The organism is Dysgonomonas sp. PF1-14 (genome assembly GCF_029892965.1).
Classification (GTDB): domain Bacteria; phylum Bacteroidota; class Bacteroidia; order Bacteroidales; family Dysgonomonadaceae; genus Dysgonomonas.
On record NZ_JARXWN010000018.1, the window covers coordinates 40,465 to 56,722 of the forward strand.

Consider the following 16,258-nt stretch of genomic DNA (forward strand, 5'->3'; position numbering starts at 1 on the left):
AGTTCCCCCTTTGGGGATTAAGGGGCTGGTCTTTTATCTTTTTTCTCCTGAACTCCGACTTTGGAGGCGTTCCTCCCCCGACTTTCAAAGGAGTGGGGCGAGTTATTTTGAAGCATCTGAAATTATTTTCAGGGGCTCAAAATACAACTCGCCTTAGACCTATGTCTAAGAAAATCCGCTTGTAGGCGGATTCATTGGTAATCTCTGAATAAGATTCATGCTTTATCGAGAGTAGGAAGAAAATATCAGAGTCAGTCTGATTCATTATCTTCTTCATTGTCGGATCTTCTTGAACCGATAGAATCAATATCTTTTACGAATTGTTCCCCGGCTTCCTGCCATAGAGCATTCAGCAAATCTTTATTTGTCTGGAAGTGCTCATTTAATATAGCATCTGCCAGTGACGATGTAGTGGTGTAATTATCGAACTTAAATAAAAAGGCAGTGTCTTTCAGCTTTTGATAAGCTTCTTCACTGACATATATTACCCTGCGGTTGCGTATGCGCTTCTCCAGACAGAACAATTCCGTATATTGTTCTTTGGTTAATGTGTTAGATTTTCTTTGTCTCATAACCGGATAAATTAATGGATTAATAATTTGTTTGAATACAGATTCCCGTGTCGATTACTGCTACAAATAAAATCATAAATATCAATGAATTAAAACAAAGCAGCCCGATTGGAGCATTATACTTTCAATCGCTGTATATTGCTTTATAAGCCGGGGAGAGAAGACATATATCCTGCTCTATTCTGCTTTCCGGATGAAATAATAACTTATGGCTGTAATGATTCAATAATAGATAGTATCATTGATAGATAGGCAAAAAGACTTATTGATATAGAATTATCTATAAATACATATACAAAAACTGATGTCCTTATTTGAATAAGAACCGAAATCCTTCCTTATATAAGGATTAGTATATGAATTGAAAGAAATATTGAATGAAGGACTGTTCTATGTATTGATTCTGGTATTGATGTCAATCTTGATGCAAATACAAGTGTCAATACTAAAATACTAAAATCCTACTATATACCAATATTGAAACACTTACTGAAAAAAATCTGGCTTTCTTCTTATCCTATTGATTATATCGAAGCCCGGCCAACCACTGCCAACGACTACCACCCCGCTGTGGATTTACCTACTCTTTCAAAAGAACTCCCGAAATTTATATTGATTTTGCTATTCCATCTGGAATTTGTAAAAAAAACGACACTGTCGGACAAGGGCTGCCAGTGAATTGAAATGTGATGTTAGTATCAATAATTCGGGTTTACTTTACCGGAAATTTTGGATTAACATTCTTTATGGCATCTATCCGGTGTCAATCAGCGCCAAATGATGCCAACAGGCAGAGGACTATTGATATAGCCAAATATTGTGCCTTTATTTGCCAGAACGAACGATTATTGAGAAGTATAATATAAACCTAAAACAAGATTAGCCTATGGGATTAAAAATTATTGACGAAAAAGTTTTTGAGAGAATGAAGCAACTGATAAGGATGCTTCATGAAAGAAGTAAAAATATGGTGCCGAAATCGGCTAAAGGAGAATGGGTGGATAATCAGGATGTACTCCTGCTGTTGGGGATTTCACTTCGTACCCTCCAGTCGTACCGGGATAGGGGCGTATTACCTTATTCGCAGATCGGGCATAAGTGTTATTACAAGCTATCGGATGTGCAGTTGTTATTGGAAAAATCAAGAATTGATAAATCGCTAAAGAATAAAAGATAATGGAAGATGAAGATGTATTGGGGAAGAACTCTCCTGAAATCAAGGAGCTGCTGGCTCTGGTACAGGAGACGGAGGATAATATCGAGCTAAGCCTCAAAGCAAACAAACCCGGACTATATGGCGAACATTACCTGAATAACAAGCAGGTATGCGATCTGCTACATATATCCATGCGCAGCTTGCAGGATTACCGGGACAAGGGAAGGATAGCATTCTACAAATTGGAGGGCAAGATACTCTATGCCGAATCGGATATCTATAAGATGCTGGAAGATAATTATTATAAGGCTTGGCAGTAATATAAATCAAGCAAAGTTTAACTAAAAAAGCCAAGCCGGATAGTAGCACTATTACCTCCCTAACTAACAACAATTATTTTTTCTTTTTCCGACTGGTAACCATTTTTTACAGGAAGCAGAATAAATGAGACAAATCTTTTCCTAAAGGGAAAACCTGTCAGGGCTTGGATTTGGCGTTTTATTCGCTTCCTGTTCTTTTGTGGGCGGAGGAATAAAAAGAAAATCTTTAAAAATGAGAAGTTTACCTAGAAGTGTACATTATTGTACGCTTCACTTCTTGCCGGAGAGTTTTTTTGTTATGCAGGGAAACGGAATAACGAAAAGTCTCGCACGGCTTATAAAAATAAAAAGCGGATTGATTAGTTTTAATTCGCTTTCGGTTTTATCTGTTTTTTCCAAAGTGAAAAATTATCTGTTATTGAAATGAGCCTCTACATTTGCCATATCCCGCAAGATTGAATTATCCAACACTTTCGCATAATGCTGCGTCATCAATGTATTGGAGTGACCGAGTATTTTAGCGACATTTTCCATCGATACATTATTGGCTAAAAATACAACTGTTGCCGCCGTATGACGGGCTACGTGTGTGGTTAGTTTCTTAGTAATACCGCATATATCGGCCAGTTCTTTCAGGTATCCGTTCATACGTTGGTTACTGGATACGGGGAATACACGGTTGCGTTCAATACATTCAGGATGAGAAGAGTATTTATCAATAAGTTTTTCAGCTATACTGAGTACTGGAATGTTGCACATATTATTAGTCTTCTGCCTGTTTTTGCGAATCCATAAAGCTCCGCTATTATCTCTGACAAGGTGTTCGGGGGAAAGGGCATGTATATCCGTGAAAGCAAGTGCTGTAAAACAGCAAAATACGAATATATCCCGTACTGTTTCAAGTCTCGGAATAGAAAACTCCTTATTCATCAGTGTTTCTAATTCTTCCTGTGTCAGAAAATCTATATGGGTTTCTTCAAGCCGGAATTTATACCCTAGGAAAGGGTCTTGCTTCAGAACTCCATTTACCAAAGCTATACCGATTATCTTCTTAATATTTTTCAAACGGTTTACGACTGAGTTGTGCGCATTATTACGATGTACTTTCAGATAAGTTTCAAATTTTCGAATGAAGTTAAGGTCTATTTCACGAAGGGGTATGTCTGATAGTCTGTATTCCTTTTTCAGGAAATCTTTCAGATATTCTGCGGTGGATTCATAACGCATAACGGTCTTTTCTGTAAAATCCTTACCTATTAAAGCACGGACTTCTTTATTATGTTCGTCAAATGCTTCTAATAAAGTTTTGTTCTCTAGTCCTAAACCTTGATACCTGTTACGAATAGTTTCTACGGTTATAGCTTTGCCATCAATTTCCAGTTCACGATGGATTTTCAGGACTTTTGCCCTGACAGATTCAATGTAAAGGTTTAACTCGTCAGCTATGCGGCTTTTACCTTTAGCACATTCTTTAGTTTGGTTCCATTGGTCGATAGGGATACTGCGACGTATAAGGATATCACAGCTTTTCTTATCCACAGTGATACGCATACAAATAGGTGCTTGTCCGTTCTTTAATAATTTGCCCTTTCTGAGAAAGAACAAAATACTGAATGATTTTCTTCTCATTTTAAATACAATTTTAATGATACAAAGTTATTAACTCATCATCAAGCTATATCTACGCAAAATACAGTGTATCAATGAATAAAATCATAATAATGGGACATTTTATGTGGAATCCGAAGTCCCACTCATAAGCCACTAAAGTGTTGCTTTAAACCACTGTTTTCAGCATAACGGACTAAAATAAAAATCCCTAATAATTATTCATTATCAGGGATTTACTTCTTTCTTCGTATCTACTCCGTTGTCTCACTAAGATTCGAACTTAGACAGGCAGAACCAAAATCTGCAGTGCTACCATTACACCATGAGACAAGCCTATTGCTTAAAAGCAGTGCAAAAGTATAAGTTTTTTGTGAATAAACAAAAAAATACCCTACTTTTTCCCATATTATAGTCAAATATGCGCTATTTTAGCCGTTTATATCATAAAATGAAGGCGGTTCTGGAGGTTTACCTCAGCTATACCACCATCTATATCGAGATACAGAATATTCATATTCGGGTAAATCTCCTTGATGCGCTTCTCTACTCCTTTGGCCACAATATGATTGGCTATACACCCGAACGGCTGCAAACAAACTACCTTATTCACTCCCTTGCGGGCATAGTGGGCAATCTCACCCGGAATAAGCCAACCCTCACCAAACTGATTCGATAAGTTCAATACCTCTGATGCAGCTTCGGCTTTAGCATAGATAGATTCGGATGCTTCGTAGAACTTAAACTTGCTCAGAATCTTTTCTGCTTTCTTCACTTTGCCATTTATATACCACCAAATCAATGGCTTCAACGTTTTAGAGAAGATAGTTTCTTCGTCCAGTCCGTTTTCCACATTTACTTTACTATTAACAAAGAACTGCATAAGGAAATCCAGAAGCGGAGGTGTAGACACTTCCACATTCTTAGAACGAAGCCACTCTGAAATATTTGCCTGCGCATAGTTGTTATACTTCACAAATATCTCACCGATAAGACCGACTTTAGAATATTCCTTATCATAAATAGGCACATTATTAAAGTCCTCAACGGCTTCTTTCAGCAAACGGAAAAGCGTTTTCACATCTTTTGCCCTCACAGCATCTATCCCACGCTCGATATAGAAATCGAAAACGTTCTGAGAAGCCCCTTCTTTCTTTTCTCTGACAGATATAGCGCTGTGCATTTGTTGTAGCCCATCACCATAGAGCACAAGAGGGATAGCTATTTTTGCTACCTTTTTCCATTCCAATGTGAACTCACTTTCATCGTTCTGATAAGTCTCACCCGAAGTGAGTGCTATAACAGGAATATCGTTAAATCCTGCATTCTGAAGTCCCGTTTTGATCTGGGCAATATAATTCGTAGCACGGCATTGTCCTCCCGTCTGAGTAATAGCCAGCACAATATCTTTCACATCGTAATTACCGGACTGAAGGGCGTTTATAATATCCCCAAGAACCAATGTTGACGGATAACACACTTCATTATTTCCATACATCAGTCCCAGATCGGCAGATATTTTATTCGACTTCGGAAGATTCTCAACTTTCAGGCCTAACAACTCACCCAATGCCGGAGCAAAAGGTGATATGAAATCGCATAGCCAAGGCAGAAGGATTGTTTTATTCTTGTCTTTCTCTTTCTTGTAAGGAACTGAATAGCCTTTGTAGAACTGAGAAGCAGTGACATCTAAAGATTTTACAGCCTTCAAAGATTCTACCAACGAACGAAGACGCAAACGGATAGATCCCGGACTGGCAATTTCGTCAATTCTCAAAACGGTGATATTTTTACCTACAGCCTTTAATATATCGCGTGTTTCATCCATAAAGAACGAATCGGGACCACATCCGAATGAGTTGAGTTGTATCAACTGTATATTCTGCGGAAGTTTAGCTACTTCCATAGCCGCCTGTACCACACGGTTAGGATACGACCATTGTGAAACAATATTCAATTTGCCGAAGCCTTGACTTTCGGGCTTACGGAAAACATCATCAGTGAGTACCGTTACTCCCAGATCGGAAAGAATCTGCCCTACCTTCTGATGTATCAGCGGATCGGTATGATAAGGACGACCGGCAACAACAAAGGTGAGTTCACCCGATTCGATACCTTTATCCAACAATTCTTTCTGATAGTCATATAATTCTTTTTTCAGACCGTTCTTTACGGTCAGTGCACTTTGGAATGCTTTCTCAAAGACTGATTTGGAAACTCCCAATCCCGACAGGTAACCGAAACATCCTTTATACAGTGCTTTATCGCTACTGAATGTTATGACAGGTTCATCAAAAGGTATTCCATGACGACCGGACGGGTCTATCGAGCTTTGTATAACATCTGGATAACCACTGACAACCGGACAATTGAACGAATTGGATGCCTGACCGAATTCTTTTTCTTCTTTCGGCACAATCGGATAAAATATCCTGTCCACTTTCTGTTCTATCAATGCCAGAATATGACCATGCACAAGTTTAGCAGGGAAACAGATATTATCTGACATCACCCCTCCTACTCCTTTCTGATAAAGCGGAAATGTAGATTCAGGCGACAAGCGCACATTAAAGCCGCATTCGGTAAGCAGTGTGTGCCAGAATGGATAATTGTCGAACATATTGAGTACGCGGGGAATACCGATCGTTTTTCCTTTTTCGATATTCTCAGCATTTACCGGACGGTTAAATAATATCTCATTCTTCCTATCGAAAGCATTGTACCCCTCTTTACGATCATTATTCTTATTATAAAATACCTTCTCGCACTTATTACCTGCAAAGCTAATATTACCATTGTTAAATTTAAAGCGGAGTACCGAGCACAGGTTTGTACAACCTTTACATGTCAACTCTTTGGAGTCTATCGTACTAAGATCAAACAGAGCTTCCTGACCTGCAAAACTAGTTTCGCCCTGTCCCTTTTCCCAAAGTTTGTGAGCATAAAGAGCCGCACCCAAAGCACCCATCAGTTCGGGATGATCGGTAGAACTCACCGTTTTACCGGAAAGCATCTCCAACGCACGATAAACAGCATCGTTGCGGAATGTTCCGCCCTGAACAACGATATGGTCGCCCAACATGTTCAGGTTGGATATTTTAAGTACTTTGAAAAGGCAATTCTTTACAACGGAATACGCCAGTCCGGCAGCAATATCGTCATTCCCCGCATTTTCGCGCAAAGACTGTTTTACTTTTGAGTTCATAAACACTGTACAGCGTGAACCGAGATCGCTCGGGTATTTCGCCAGACAAGCGGCGCGTGTAAAATCTGCCAGTTCCATATTCATGGTGGTAGCAAAATTTTGCAGGAATGAGCCGCAACCTGCCGAACAGGCTTCGTTCAACTCTATATTTGAGATCACGCCATTGCTGATAAAGATAGACTTGATATCCTGTCCGCCTATATCCAATACGAACGAAACATCAGGATCAACATATTGTGCTCCCGAAAGATGCGCTATTGTTTCCACAATGCCGTAATCGAGACCTAAAGCCGATTTCATCAGATCTTCGCCATATCCTGTGGCTGCCGAAGAAAGGAATTTTACAGTTACTCCCTTTTCTTCTGCCTCTTTGTAGAACAGTGACAATCCCTCCATGACTTTCTTTAACGGATTGCCTTCATTGTTGCCATAAAACTTGTAGACGATGTTTGCTTCCGAGTCCATTACCACCACTTTAGAGGTCGTAGAACCCGAGTCTATACCTAAGAAGCATTCTACATATTTATTTTCGCCCAGAGGCTTAAACCGCAATTCTTTTACATTTCGGTTGGCATCCCATTCTATATATTCGAGTTCATCTTTGAACAAGGGTTCCAAAGCATCGGTATGGTTTGACGATGTAGACTCCGATAGCTTCTCTATCAATTCCTTCAGACCACCTACTTTTGCATTTTCTTCTTCATAAAGAGCCGATCCCCAAGCCGGAAAGTATTCTCCGTTGTCGGGAACGATTATATCCGAGTCCTGAATCTTAAGAACTTCGCGGAAAGCATTGCGAAGGGCAGGGATAAAAGTCAACGGCCCACCGATACAGATTACTTTCGGTATTACATCGCAACCGCGCGCTAATGTGGTCACAGACTGTAAAGCTACGGCATGCAGTATGGATGCTGAAATATCCGACACAGGAATATTACGGCTGATAAGGTTCTGCACATCTGTTTTAGCAAATACTCCGCAACGTGAAGCGATAGGATATATTTTATCGAAGTGCAGGGCTTTTTCTCCCAACTCTTCCACAGATATATTCATCAGGCTGGCCATCTGGTCGATAAATGCACCTGTACCTCCTGCACAACTTCCGTTCATACGGATATCGGGATGACGTCCTTCGTTGAAGAAAACCATCTTGGCATCTTCGCCACCTAAGTCTATCAGCGTATGTGCTGCCGGATATACATTCTTTACTACTTCTACGGCAGCGACTACTTCCTGCACAAAGGAGATACCGACACGCTCGCCGATCCCCATACCGGCCGAACCCGATATATTTATAGTAAAGCTTGCCTCAGGGAATAATTCTGCGACTGTGCGTAATTCGCCAATCAATGTTTCCTGTATATTCGCCTGATGGCGGCAATATGATTTATGTATGATCTGTAATTCATCATTAAGAACGACAATTTTTACTGTGGTAGATCCCACATCAATCCCCATTCTATATTGTTGTTTCTTATTCATCACTATGTAGGATTTATTTTATTCGTTATTGCAAGGTTTAAGGGCATTAATAGTAAACTCTATCACATATTTTTCATGGTTAGCTATCAACTCATCATAGATGTTGCGTGGAATTTCCATGAGCGTCATTGCCAGATTGCCAAACATGAACGGGAACATACACAGAGACAATATATTGAGTAGAAAATCTGCCACAGGTGTCTCTCTGATTGTTCCTTTCCTTATTTCTTCCTCTATACGCGCTTCTATCTTAGTGAAAGAACTGAGCGGATTTCTGTTTTTTATACGGTGAGTCAGTCCTTCCGGATTGAGGCTAACTTCATTGAGTATAAACGCGGCTATCTGAGGGTATTCGAACAGTATCTCATAATAGGTATGTATCCATGTCTCGATAAGCTCGAAAATAGGAAGATCTGAGGTAATAGTCTCAAATATCCTTTTGGTAAGTACATCCAGTGCATCCTCAAATATGATCTCAAATAAATTATACTTCGACTTGAAGTAGTAATTTACCATTGCCACATTTGTGCCCGACGCTTTAGCTATATCCCTTACACTCGTGCCTTTAAAGCCGTTTTTTATAAAAAGTTTTTGCGCTTCTTTGAGTATCCGGTCTTTTACTTCCGAAGAATCTTCTGAGTTAAACATATGTTCTAAACGATTGTTTAATTACAAATTTAAACAAGACCATCTAACTAAACAAGTGTTTAACTATATTTTTAAAGATAATTATCAAAAAAGTAAGTAACTGTTTAAATTTGATTGGCAATCTTATTTTGTATTATTTCAAATATATTTTTTTCTTTTTATTCTCAGGTTTAGCGGGCTAAACCAAGAATAGAAAGTAGAAAATAGAGAAGAAAGAAGAATATGAATATTATCGAATTGCGGGAGTCTTGTTTTTAAATCATTAGGGACTACTGTAAGAATTTTAAAGCCCTTTCCATATCCTCCGGCGTATCAATACCGATAGTCTCTGCATCGGTATAACCTACGCGTATGCGGTAACCGTTCTCTATCCAGCGAAGTTGCTCCAAAGATTCGGCCTTCTCTAATGAAGACGGTGGCAGTTGAGTTATCTCTGCCAGAACATCGACGCAGTAGGCATACATACCTACATGTTTGTAGAAAGTGTGTTTATCGAGCCACTCGGCATGATGCACATCGCGGATATAAGGAACAATGGAACGGCTGAAATAGATCGCCTCGTCATTTTTATTGATAACTACTTTGGGCGAATTGGCATTAAACAGCGCATCAAACCCATCCTCTTTCTTAAAAGGCTTCACAAGGGTTGCCAATTCTACAGTGCTGCTATCAAAGCAGTTTTTCAAAGCCTCGATTTGTTCCGGTTGAATAAAAGGTTCATCGCCCTGTACATTGATGATCACATCGAAAGGCTGACCTATTTTAGTGTATGCTTCCTGTATGCGGTCTGTTCCGCTACGGTGCCCGCTCGATGTCATTACAGCTTTACCACCGAAGCTCTCTACCGCATCAAAGATACGTGAATCGTCTGTTGCAACCCACACTTCCTCTACTGCTTTTTTCACTTGTTCATATACCCGTTGTATCATCGGCTTTCCGCCCATATCGGCCAGTGGTTTTCCGGGAAAACGGGTTGAAGCATAACGTGCAGGAATGATAGCGATAAATTTCATGACCAATTATATTAAGATGGTATAAAGATAAGGCATATTTTAGAAATGAGTGTATATTTGCAGTTGTTATGAATAAGGCTTTATTAAGTATAGGAACGAACGAAGACAGAGAAACTAATCTGATTCTTTGTCATCAGATGTTGAATGATTTATTTGAAGAAATACATTATTCAGAGACATCTATAACCACACCCTATGGCTCTGCCTACAAGAACGATTTTCTGAACCAACTGGCTATCGGCTATACATCGAAAAATAAAGAAGAAGTAACTCCCTTATTAAAATCTATAGAGAAACAAATAGGGCGAAAGGCATCTGATAAGGCAAAGGGCATTGTAAAAATAGATATTGACCTCGTTATCTGGAATGAAGAAGTATTGAAACCTGGCGAAATAAGCAGAGATTATATAGCAGACCTGCTGCCTACACTGGAAAGCTGACTACTACCAGAGTTCTTCCTGTATCCGCCTCAGCACATCTCCACTATCATTATTAAACTTTCTGGCAAAATAAGGAAAGCGCGTACCATACTCATCATTAAATTCAATATGCGTTTTCAGAAAATCCACATGGCGGTTTTCCATTGTCGCAGGAGGGCTGGGTACTTCCCAATCGGTGTACGTAAGGCTCGAACGGGTTTGCGACATGAAAGGAGAGTTTCCTATTATAGTCTGAAAAAAGGCCTCGTCGGGAACCAGCGTATGGCGAAAGAATTTTATGTATCTTTTATCTTCAGCTATAGTTTTTAATATATAATGTACACAGTCGGCAGTAAGAGCAAACCACTGAGTTCCGGCATAAATTTTAAATGGGGCTTTCCGTTTCACCTTCAGCTTTTTCAATAAAATCTCGGTAAGTAAAAACGGATTGTAGAGTTTTGCATTTCGACGCTTGAAATCAAAGTAATAATATTCGTACCGCTCTATTGGTTTAAACGGTACAGGTACAGGGGCTATATCTATATATTCTTTTCCCTCTTTCAGCAGATCGAACAGAAATTGTTTTGGACGTATAGGATAGTCTACCCCACTTATCAGTATATAGTAATCTGCATCAATCATGTAACCGACACCATACTCCATCAGAGCCAGAGTGGCTTCGATCATGGTAAATCCACCCCAGTTAATATCAATGTGTTCAGATATTACACTTACATTAGGTAAAGACGGGCTGTATGTTTCACTTACCTTTTTATCGATATGAATGCAGAATGAAACATCTTTTCCATTCAGCACCTCTATCAAACGATCGAGATGCTTGAAATTGTTGTGAGCTAATATGAGGTAACATATTTTCATTTCTCAATAGTATTTTTCTGCCCCGCCATATCCTTTTATCTGCTTATTAGCCCTTGTTTTTTCAAGAAAATGCGTCAGTCGTTTCTGTAAATCATTCGGATTATCGCGAGCCATATCTATATATGCAATTCTTATCCGCTTATAAGAATCGGAGAAAGACGAGAAGTTCTTCCAAGCCAACTCATCCTTTTTTATTTCATCGATAATGTAGTCGGGAAACACATATTCTTCTTCCAGAATAAAGCGTATGGAATCAACTACCGACGGATGGATCATGTTATTTTTGTGTAGCCAGACGATTCTTTCCTTATTCAGTTGCGAATAAGTACTCTTGGTATTACGAACGGAATAACGCTGGATGGTATGGTGTTCATCCAGCGTTTTCAATATACTGTCGATCCATCCGAAGCATAGCGCTTCTTCTACGGCATCGTTATATAATATTACCTCTTCTCCTGAAGACTTTTTAGGGCAGACAAGCCATATTTCATTTTCTGTCTGAAAATTAGCTTCCAGCCATTTACGCCATTCTTCCCTGTTTTTCACATATAATGTATTCATCACAGAAAGAGGTTTGGTAAAGTAAAAGAAGTCCTATCTTTTACGTTTTGTACTATTGGTCTTATTCTTTTCTTTCAGTTGCTGTTGCTGTAAGCGTTGAGCTTCTTCAAGGCGAGCCATAAATCCTGATTTCTTCTTCGGCTTGGCTTTATTCGCTTCCAGTTTTGCCAATACCTTTTCTTCATCTATCATATAGCGGAACCCTATAGTCAACAGTATTGTTATCAACAGAGACAGGAAGTAATAATATGTAAGCCCCGAAGGGAAATCGTTCAATACAAACAAGAATATCAGCGGCATCAGGTACATCATCCACTTCATACCCGGCATTTGTTGTTGTCCGGTATTGGTCATTTCCATATTGAATTTAGTATAAATAATATTCGTTATGGTCATCAGAATACAGAATAAACTGATATGAGATCCAATCAGTGGAATAGAGCTTCCCCATTCTATAATAGCATCATAAGTAGAGAGGTCATTTGCCCAAAGGAAACTTTGCTGACGCAGTTCTATCGCATTCGGGAAGAACTGGAACAAGGCTATGAGTATAGGCATCTGTAAAAGTAGCGGTATACACCCACTCATCGGGTTTACCCCGGCCTTATTATAGAGCGCCATAGTAGCCTGCTGCTTTTCCATTGCCTGCTCCTGTTTAGGGAACTTGGCATTCAGCTCCTCTACCTGAGGGCGTAATACACGCATCTTGGCAGACGACATGAAAGATTTATAAGTCAATGGCGAGATTACCAGCTTAACGATTATCGTCAACAACAGAATAACAATACCCATCGACAAGCCTGTACCTCTAAGGAAATTAAAGATAGGAATTACAAAATACTGGTTTACCCAACGGAATAAAGTCCAGCCTAGTGGAACTAGTTTATCCAGATCGAGTTGTTTATCCACATCTTTTATATGGCTATCATAATTTTTCAGCGCAGTGTACGACATCGGTCCCATGTAATATGTAAACCCGGCACGCATCGTTCCGTCATTCATATCTACCTTGCCCGGCGTGTATATGTGTGCCGAACATGCTTTCAGATACTCACTATCTTCGTTTTCCTTAGCTAGTATTTTAGACTCAAGCAAAACGGTTTCTATTTTTTCGTCAGCAATAAGTATTGGCGCAAAGAACTGGTTTTTGAATGCAATCCACTTAGCCGGTTCTTTTACTTCTACTTCATCGTTCTTATCGGCGCTCAGTTCTTTGACATCACCACCCACATATTTATAGTAAACATGAGAATAACGTTGCTCGTTCTTTAGGCTCTTCTCCTGTCTGCGCATTTTATGCGACCAGGTCATTTCGATAAGGTCTGCCTTATCTCTGTCGAGCATCGGTTGCAAGCCTACCAGATTGATGTCATATTTCATCATATAATTATCATCCGACAGCTTGTACACAAAGTCGATATGTTGATTTGCCGAATACGAATAGCGCATGATCAGCGAATTAGCACTATCTGTCTGTATGGGGGTAAAGTTCAGATCACTGGTGCGCAATACCTTACGTTGTCTGTTGGTTAACAGTAATGAAAATTCGGCGTCATTGTTATTAAAGAGATATAAAGAATCCGTATTATCCTTAGTATGCACATTATAGCCCATATAATCTTTCAGGCGGGCACTCACCATTTGTCCTCCTTTGGTAGAGAAAACGATTTTGAGTTTATCATTCTCTAGGGTAACAAATTGTTCTGCCTGTTGAGCCGCGTTTTGTAAAGAGTCTACCGCTATACTTACAGAGTCTTCCTGAGCCGAAGCTGCAAAAAAGTCGTCGGCAGCATTTTCCTTTTTCACACCCGACGTATCAGGTATAAGTTTCTCTTGTTCTTTTAGCAGGGTTTGAGCGTATTCTATCGAATCTTTCCTGAACTGTTCCTTCTGCCGGGCAATATCTTCTGCCGAAGGCTGGTTCAGCAGGGTAAAGCCAATAATTACAGCAGCAATAAGTACAAATCCGATAATCGTATTCTTATCCATCTATAATTTTGTATAAATTTATTATTCTATTTCACAAGTCGTTTTCTCGCAACAACATAACTCAAGTAAACTTGGTTCTGCCCTCATTGCTTAACGAAAACATTCCTTCCTTTTATAATTTATTTTTTCTTATTCTCTACAACGGCTTTGATAAAGCTTATAAATAAAGGATTAGGCGATACTACCGTACTATTGTATTCGGGATGGAACTGTACTCCTAAAAACCATTTTTTATCCGGCACTTCTACTACTTCGACTAATCCCATTTCAGGATTGATTCCTGTGCATTTCATACCATGCTTTTCAAAATCCTCTTTATAGTCACCATTAAATTCGAAACGGTGACGGTGACGTTCTTCGATCAGTTTCTTGCCATAAGCTTTATAGACAAGTGAGCCTTTCTCTAGTTCGCACTTATATGCACCCAGACGCATGGTGCCGCCCATGTTGGTTATATTCTTCTGCTCTTCCATCAGGTCGATAACCTTGAATGGCGTATGAGGATTCATCTCGGTCGAATTTGCATCTTCGAGTCCCAATACGTTACGCGCATATTCTACAACCATGCACTGCATTCCCAGACAAATACCGAATGTAGGCATATCATGCTCTCTAGCATATTTCAGGGCATGAAGCTTACCTTCTACCCCGCGTTGTCCAAAACCCGGAGCAATAACTATGCCATCGAATGAAGATAATGCTTTTTCGACATTCTCTGCGGTCAATTTGTCAGACAGCACAAATTGCAGGTCGAGCTTACGATCATTATATATAGCTGCTTGCAGAAGCGATTCGTTAATCGATTTGTAAGCGTCCGGCAGTTCTACATATTTGCCGACCAATCCGATACGGACTGTATCTTTGGCATTTTTCTTCTTGTCAAGGAAATCGCGCCAAGGCTGCATAAGAGGTTTCTCTCCTATCGGCATGCCTAGTTTGCGCAGGACAGTTTCATCCATCTTTTGTTCCTGCATCATCAAAGGCACTTCGTAGATAGTTGATACATCTACCGACTGCACCACCGCATCAACCTCAACGTTACAGAACAGAGCCACTTTACGCAGAATATCTTTGTTCAGCACATGTTCGGTACGCAGTACAAGCAAATCGGGCTGTACCCCCTCCGATTGCAGCTGTTTTACGGAATGTTGTGTCGGTTTGGTCTTCACCTCTTTAGCCGCAGCAATATACGGCACATAGGTAAGATGTACGCACAGGCAGTTATTACCAAGTTCCCAACGCAACTGACGTATGCTTTCGATGAAAGGCAGGGACTCTATATCGCCTACTGTCCCTCCGATTTCGGTGATTACAAAATCATAGTTATATTTCGAGCCCAACATTTTGATGTTGCGCTTTATTTCGTCTGTTATATGTGGTACGATCTGAACCGTCTTTCCCAGATAATCACCCTTGCGTTCTTTGTTGATCACGCTCTGGTAGATACGCCCTGTAGTGATATTATTATCTTTATGGGTAGGCTGGTTGAGAAAACGCTCATAGTGCCCCAAATCAAGATCGGCCTCGTGACCGTCGACAGTCACATAGCACTCTCCGTGTTCGTAAGGATTAAGTGTACCGGGATCGATGTTGATATAAGGGTCCAGTTTCTGAATTGTCACTTTATAACCTCTGGCCTGCAAGAGTTTGCCAAGTGAAGAGGCTATAATACCTTTACCTAAGGAAGATATAACTCCTCCTGTAACAAATATATACTTCGTATTAGCCACGACTTTTCGTTTTTTATTTTTATAGACTCGAAAAAGAAAGCACAAAAGTACAAAAAATATTTAGCTTTCCACATTTGTGGCTCTTAGTAGTTAGGTTAAAATCTCTCTGATTTGTTAATTATGCGAATCAGTATTTGATGTTATATTAAATAAACCTTCTATTATTTTCTACTGCGCGCAATCACAGATTGCTTGCATTCCTTTTGGCCTAAGCCCCAAAAGGAATCAAAAAGTCTTTTGCGCCCCGCTTCATAGGACGACCCGTTATAGGGCTCAAAGGCTAAACAAAAAAACTCGCTCACAACTTTGTATTGTTCCAATCAACGGTTAAGCTCAAACACGTTTTTGTTTTACGCCTTTCTCTCCCTACGGGTGCCCCGTCCATAAAGCTAATGGCGCGTGCTGACGCTCGATCTGGAGACAATAAATAAAGGATTTACTTATAACTTGTAACTGCCCAAAGGGCGAAGTAACTAGTAGCTAATAAACAAACATATAATTTCAACTACTGAAATTCGCATTAATAATAAACGTCCTATTATTTGCTGCGCACAATTAAAAATATCCAAACCAACATGTCAAAAAACATAAAATTATCATCTTTACCGAATGTTTTATCCATATCTTGCTGACTATTAAAGAACAAATAACTATCTTTGCACTTCGAGACATCTTA

At 39.7% G+C, this 16,258-nt stretch carries 12 protein-coding genes; 3 read left to right on the forward strand and 9 right to left on the reverse strand.

Annotation, left to right across the window (positions count from 1 at the left end):
* Nucleotides 1–251 precede the first annotated feature (251 nt).
* On the reverse strand, nucleotides 252–572 hold the full coding sequence (locus M2448_RS17265; RefSeq protein ID WP_280647392.1) for a DUF3408 domain-containing protein: 321 nt from the start codon (nucleotides 570–572) through the stop codon (nucleotides 252–254).
* A gap of 943 nt (nucleotides 573–1,515) precedes the next feature.
* Between M2448_RS17265 and M2448_RS17270 the strand changes: the two genes are divergently transcribed.
* Complete coding sequence (locus M2448_RS17270) at nucleotides 1,516–1,749, forward strand: helix-turn-helix domain-containing protein (protein ID WP_280647430.1); 234 nt, start codon at nucleotides 1,516–1,518, stop codon at nucleotides 1,747–1,749.
* Nucleotides 1,749–2,048, forward strand: a complete 300-nt coding sequence (locus M2448_RS17275) for a helix-turn-helix domain-containing protein (RefSeq protein ID WP_280647393.1) — start codon at nucleotides 1,749–1,751, stop codon at nucleotides 2,046–2,048. The genes M2448_RS17270 and M2448_RS17275 overlap by 1 nt, the downstream gene beginning before the upstream one ends.
* A gap of 408 nt (nucleotides 2,049–2,456) precedes the next feature.
* On the opposite strand, the gene M2448_RS17280 is transcribed toward M2448_RS17275, so the two are convergent.
* The 4 genes from M2448_RS17280 to kdsB all read right to left on the reverse strand — a co-directional run bounded on the left by M2448_RS17280 (nucleotide 2,457) and on the right by kdsB (nucleotide 10,004).
* Nucleotides 2,457–3,677 carry a site-specific integrase gene (locus tag M2448_RS17280; RefSeq protein WP_280647394.1) on the reverse strand — a complete coding sequence of 407 codons (1,221 nt, stop codon included), beginning with the start codon at nucleotides 3,675–3,677 and terminating at the stop codon, nucleotides 2,457–2,459.
* A 418-nt stretch (nucleotides 3,678–4,095) separates the two neighbouring features.
* The gene (locus tag M2448_RS17285) at nucleotides 4,096–8,343 is read right to left on the reverse strand and encodes an acyl-CoA dehydratase activase (RefSeq protein WP_280647395.1); all 4,248 of its coding nucleotides are present in this window, start codon (nucleotides 8,341–8,343) and stop codon (nucleotides 4,096–4,098) included.
* 18 nt (nucleotides 8,344–8,361) lie between these two features.
* On the reverse strand, nucleotides 8,362–8,991 hold the full coding sequence (locus M2448_RS17290; RefSeq protein WP_280647396.1) for a TetR family transcriptional regulator: 630 nt from the start codon (nucleotides 8,989–8,991) through the stop codon (nucleotides 8,362–8,364).
* A gap of 269 nt (nucleotides 8,992–9,260) precedes the next feature.
* On the reverse strand, nucleotides 9,261–10,004 hold the full coding sequence (gene kdsB, locus M2448_RS17295) for a 3-deoxy-manno-octulosonate cytidylyltransferase (RefSeq protein WP_280647397.1): 744 nt from the start codon (nucleotides 10,002–10,004) through the stop codon (nucleotides 9,261–9,263).
* A gap of 68 nt (nucleotides 10,005–10,072) precedes the next feature.
* Between kdsB and M2448_RS17300 the strand changes: the two genes are divergently transcribed.
* Nucleotides 10,073–10,444 carry a 2-amino-4-hydroxy-6-hydroxymethyldihydropteridine diphosphokinase gene (locus M2448_RS17300; RefSeq protein WP_280647398.1) on the forward strand — a complete coding sequence of 124 codons (372 nt, stop codon included), beginning with the start codon at nucleotides 10,073–10,075 and terminating at the stop codon, nucleotides 10,442–10,444.
* 3 nt (nucleotides 10,445–10,447) lie between these two features.
* On the opposite strand, the gene M2448_RS17305 is transcribed toward M2448_RS17300, so the two are convergent.
* From M2448_RS17305 to M2448_RS17320, 4 genes are all read right to left on the reverse strand, one after another.
* A complete protein-coding gene (locus tag M2448_RS17305) occupies nucleotides 10,448–11,302 on the reverse strand; it encodes a beta-1,6-N-acetylglucosaminyltransferase (RefSeq protein ID WP_280647399.1) in 855 nt (284 codons plus the stop codon).
* 3 nt (nucleotides 11,303–11,305) lie between these two features.
* On the reverse strand, nucleotides 11,306–11,863 hold the full coding sequence (locus tag M2448_RS17310) for a YdeI/OmpD-associated family protein (protein ID WP_280647400.1): 558 nt from the start codon (nucleotides 11,861–11,863) through the stop codon (nucleotides 11,306–11,308).
* 33 nt (nucleotides 11,864–11,896) lie between these two features.
* Nucleotides 11,897–13,852, reverse strand: coding sequence for a membrane protein insertase YidC (yidC, locus tag M2448_RS17315; RefSeq protein ID WP_280647401.1), 1,956 nt, complete (start codon nucleotides 13,850–13,852; stop codon nucleotides 11,897–11,899).
* Between the two features lie 119 nt (nucleotides 13,853–13,971).
* Nucleotides 13,972–15,582 (reverse strand): CTP synthase, encoded by a 1,611-nt coding sequence (locus M2448_RS17320; protein ID WP_280647402.1) that lies wholly within the window; start codon nucleotides 15,580–15,582, stop codon nucleotides 13,972–13,974.
* Nucleotides 15,583–16,258: the final 676 nt, after the last annotated feature.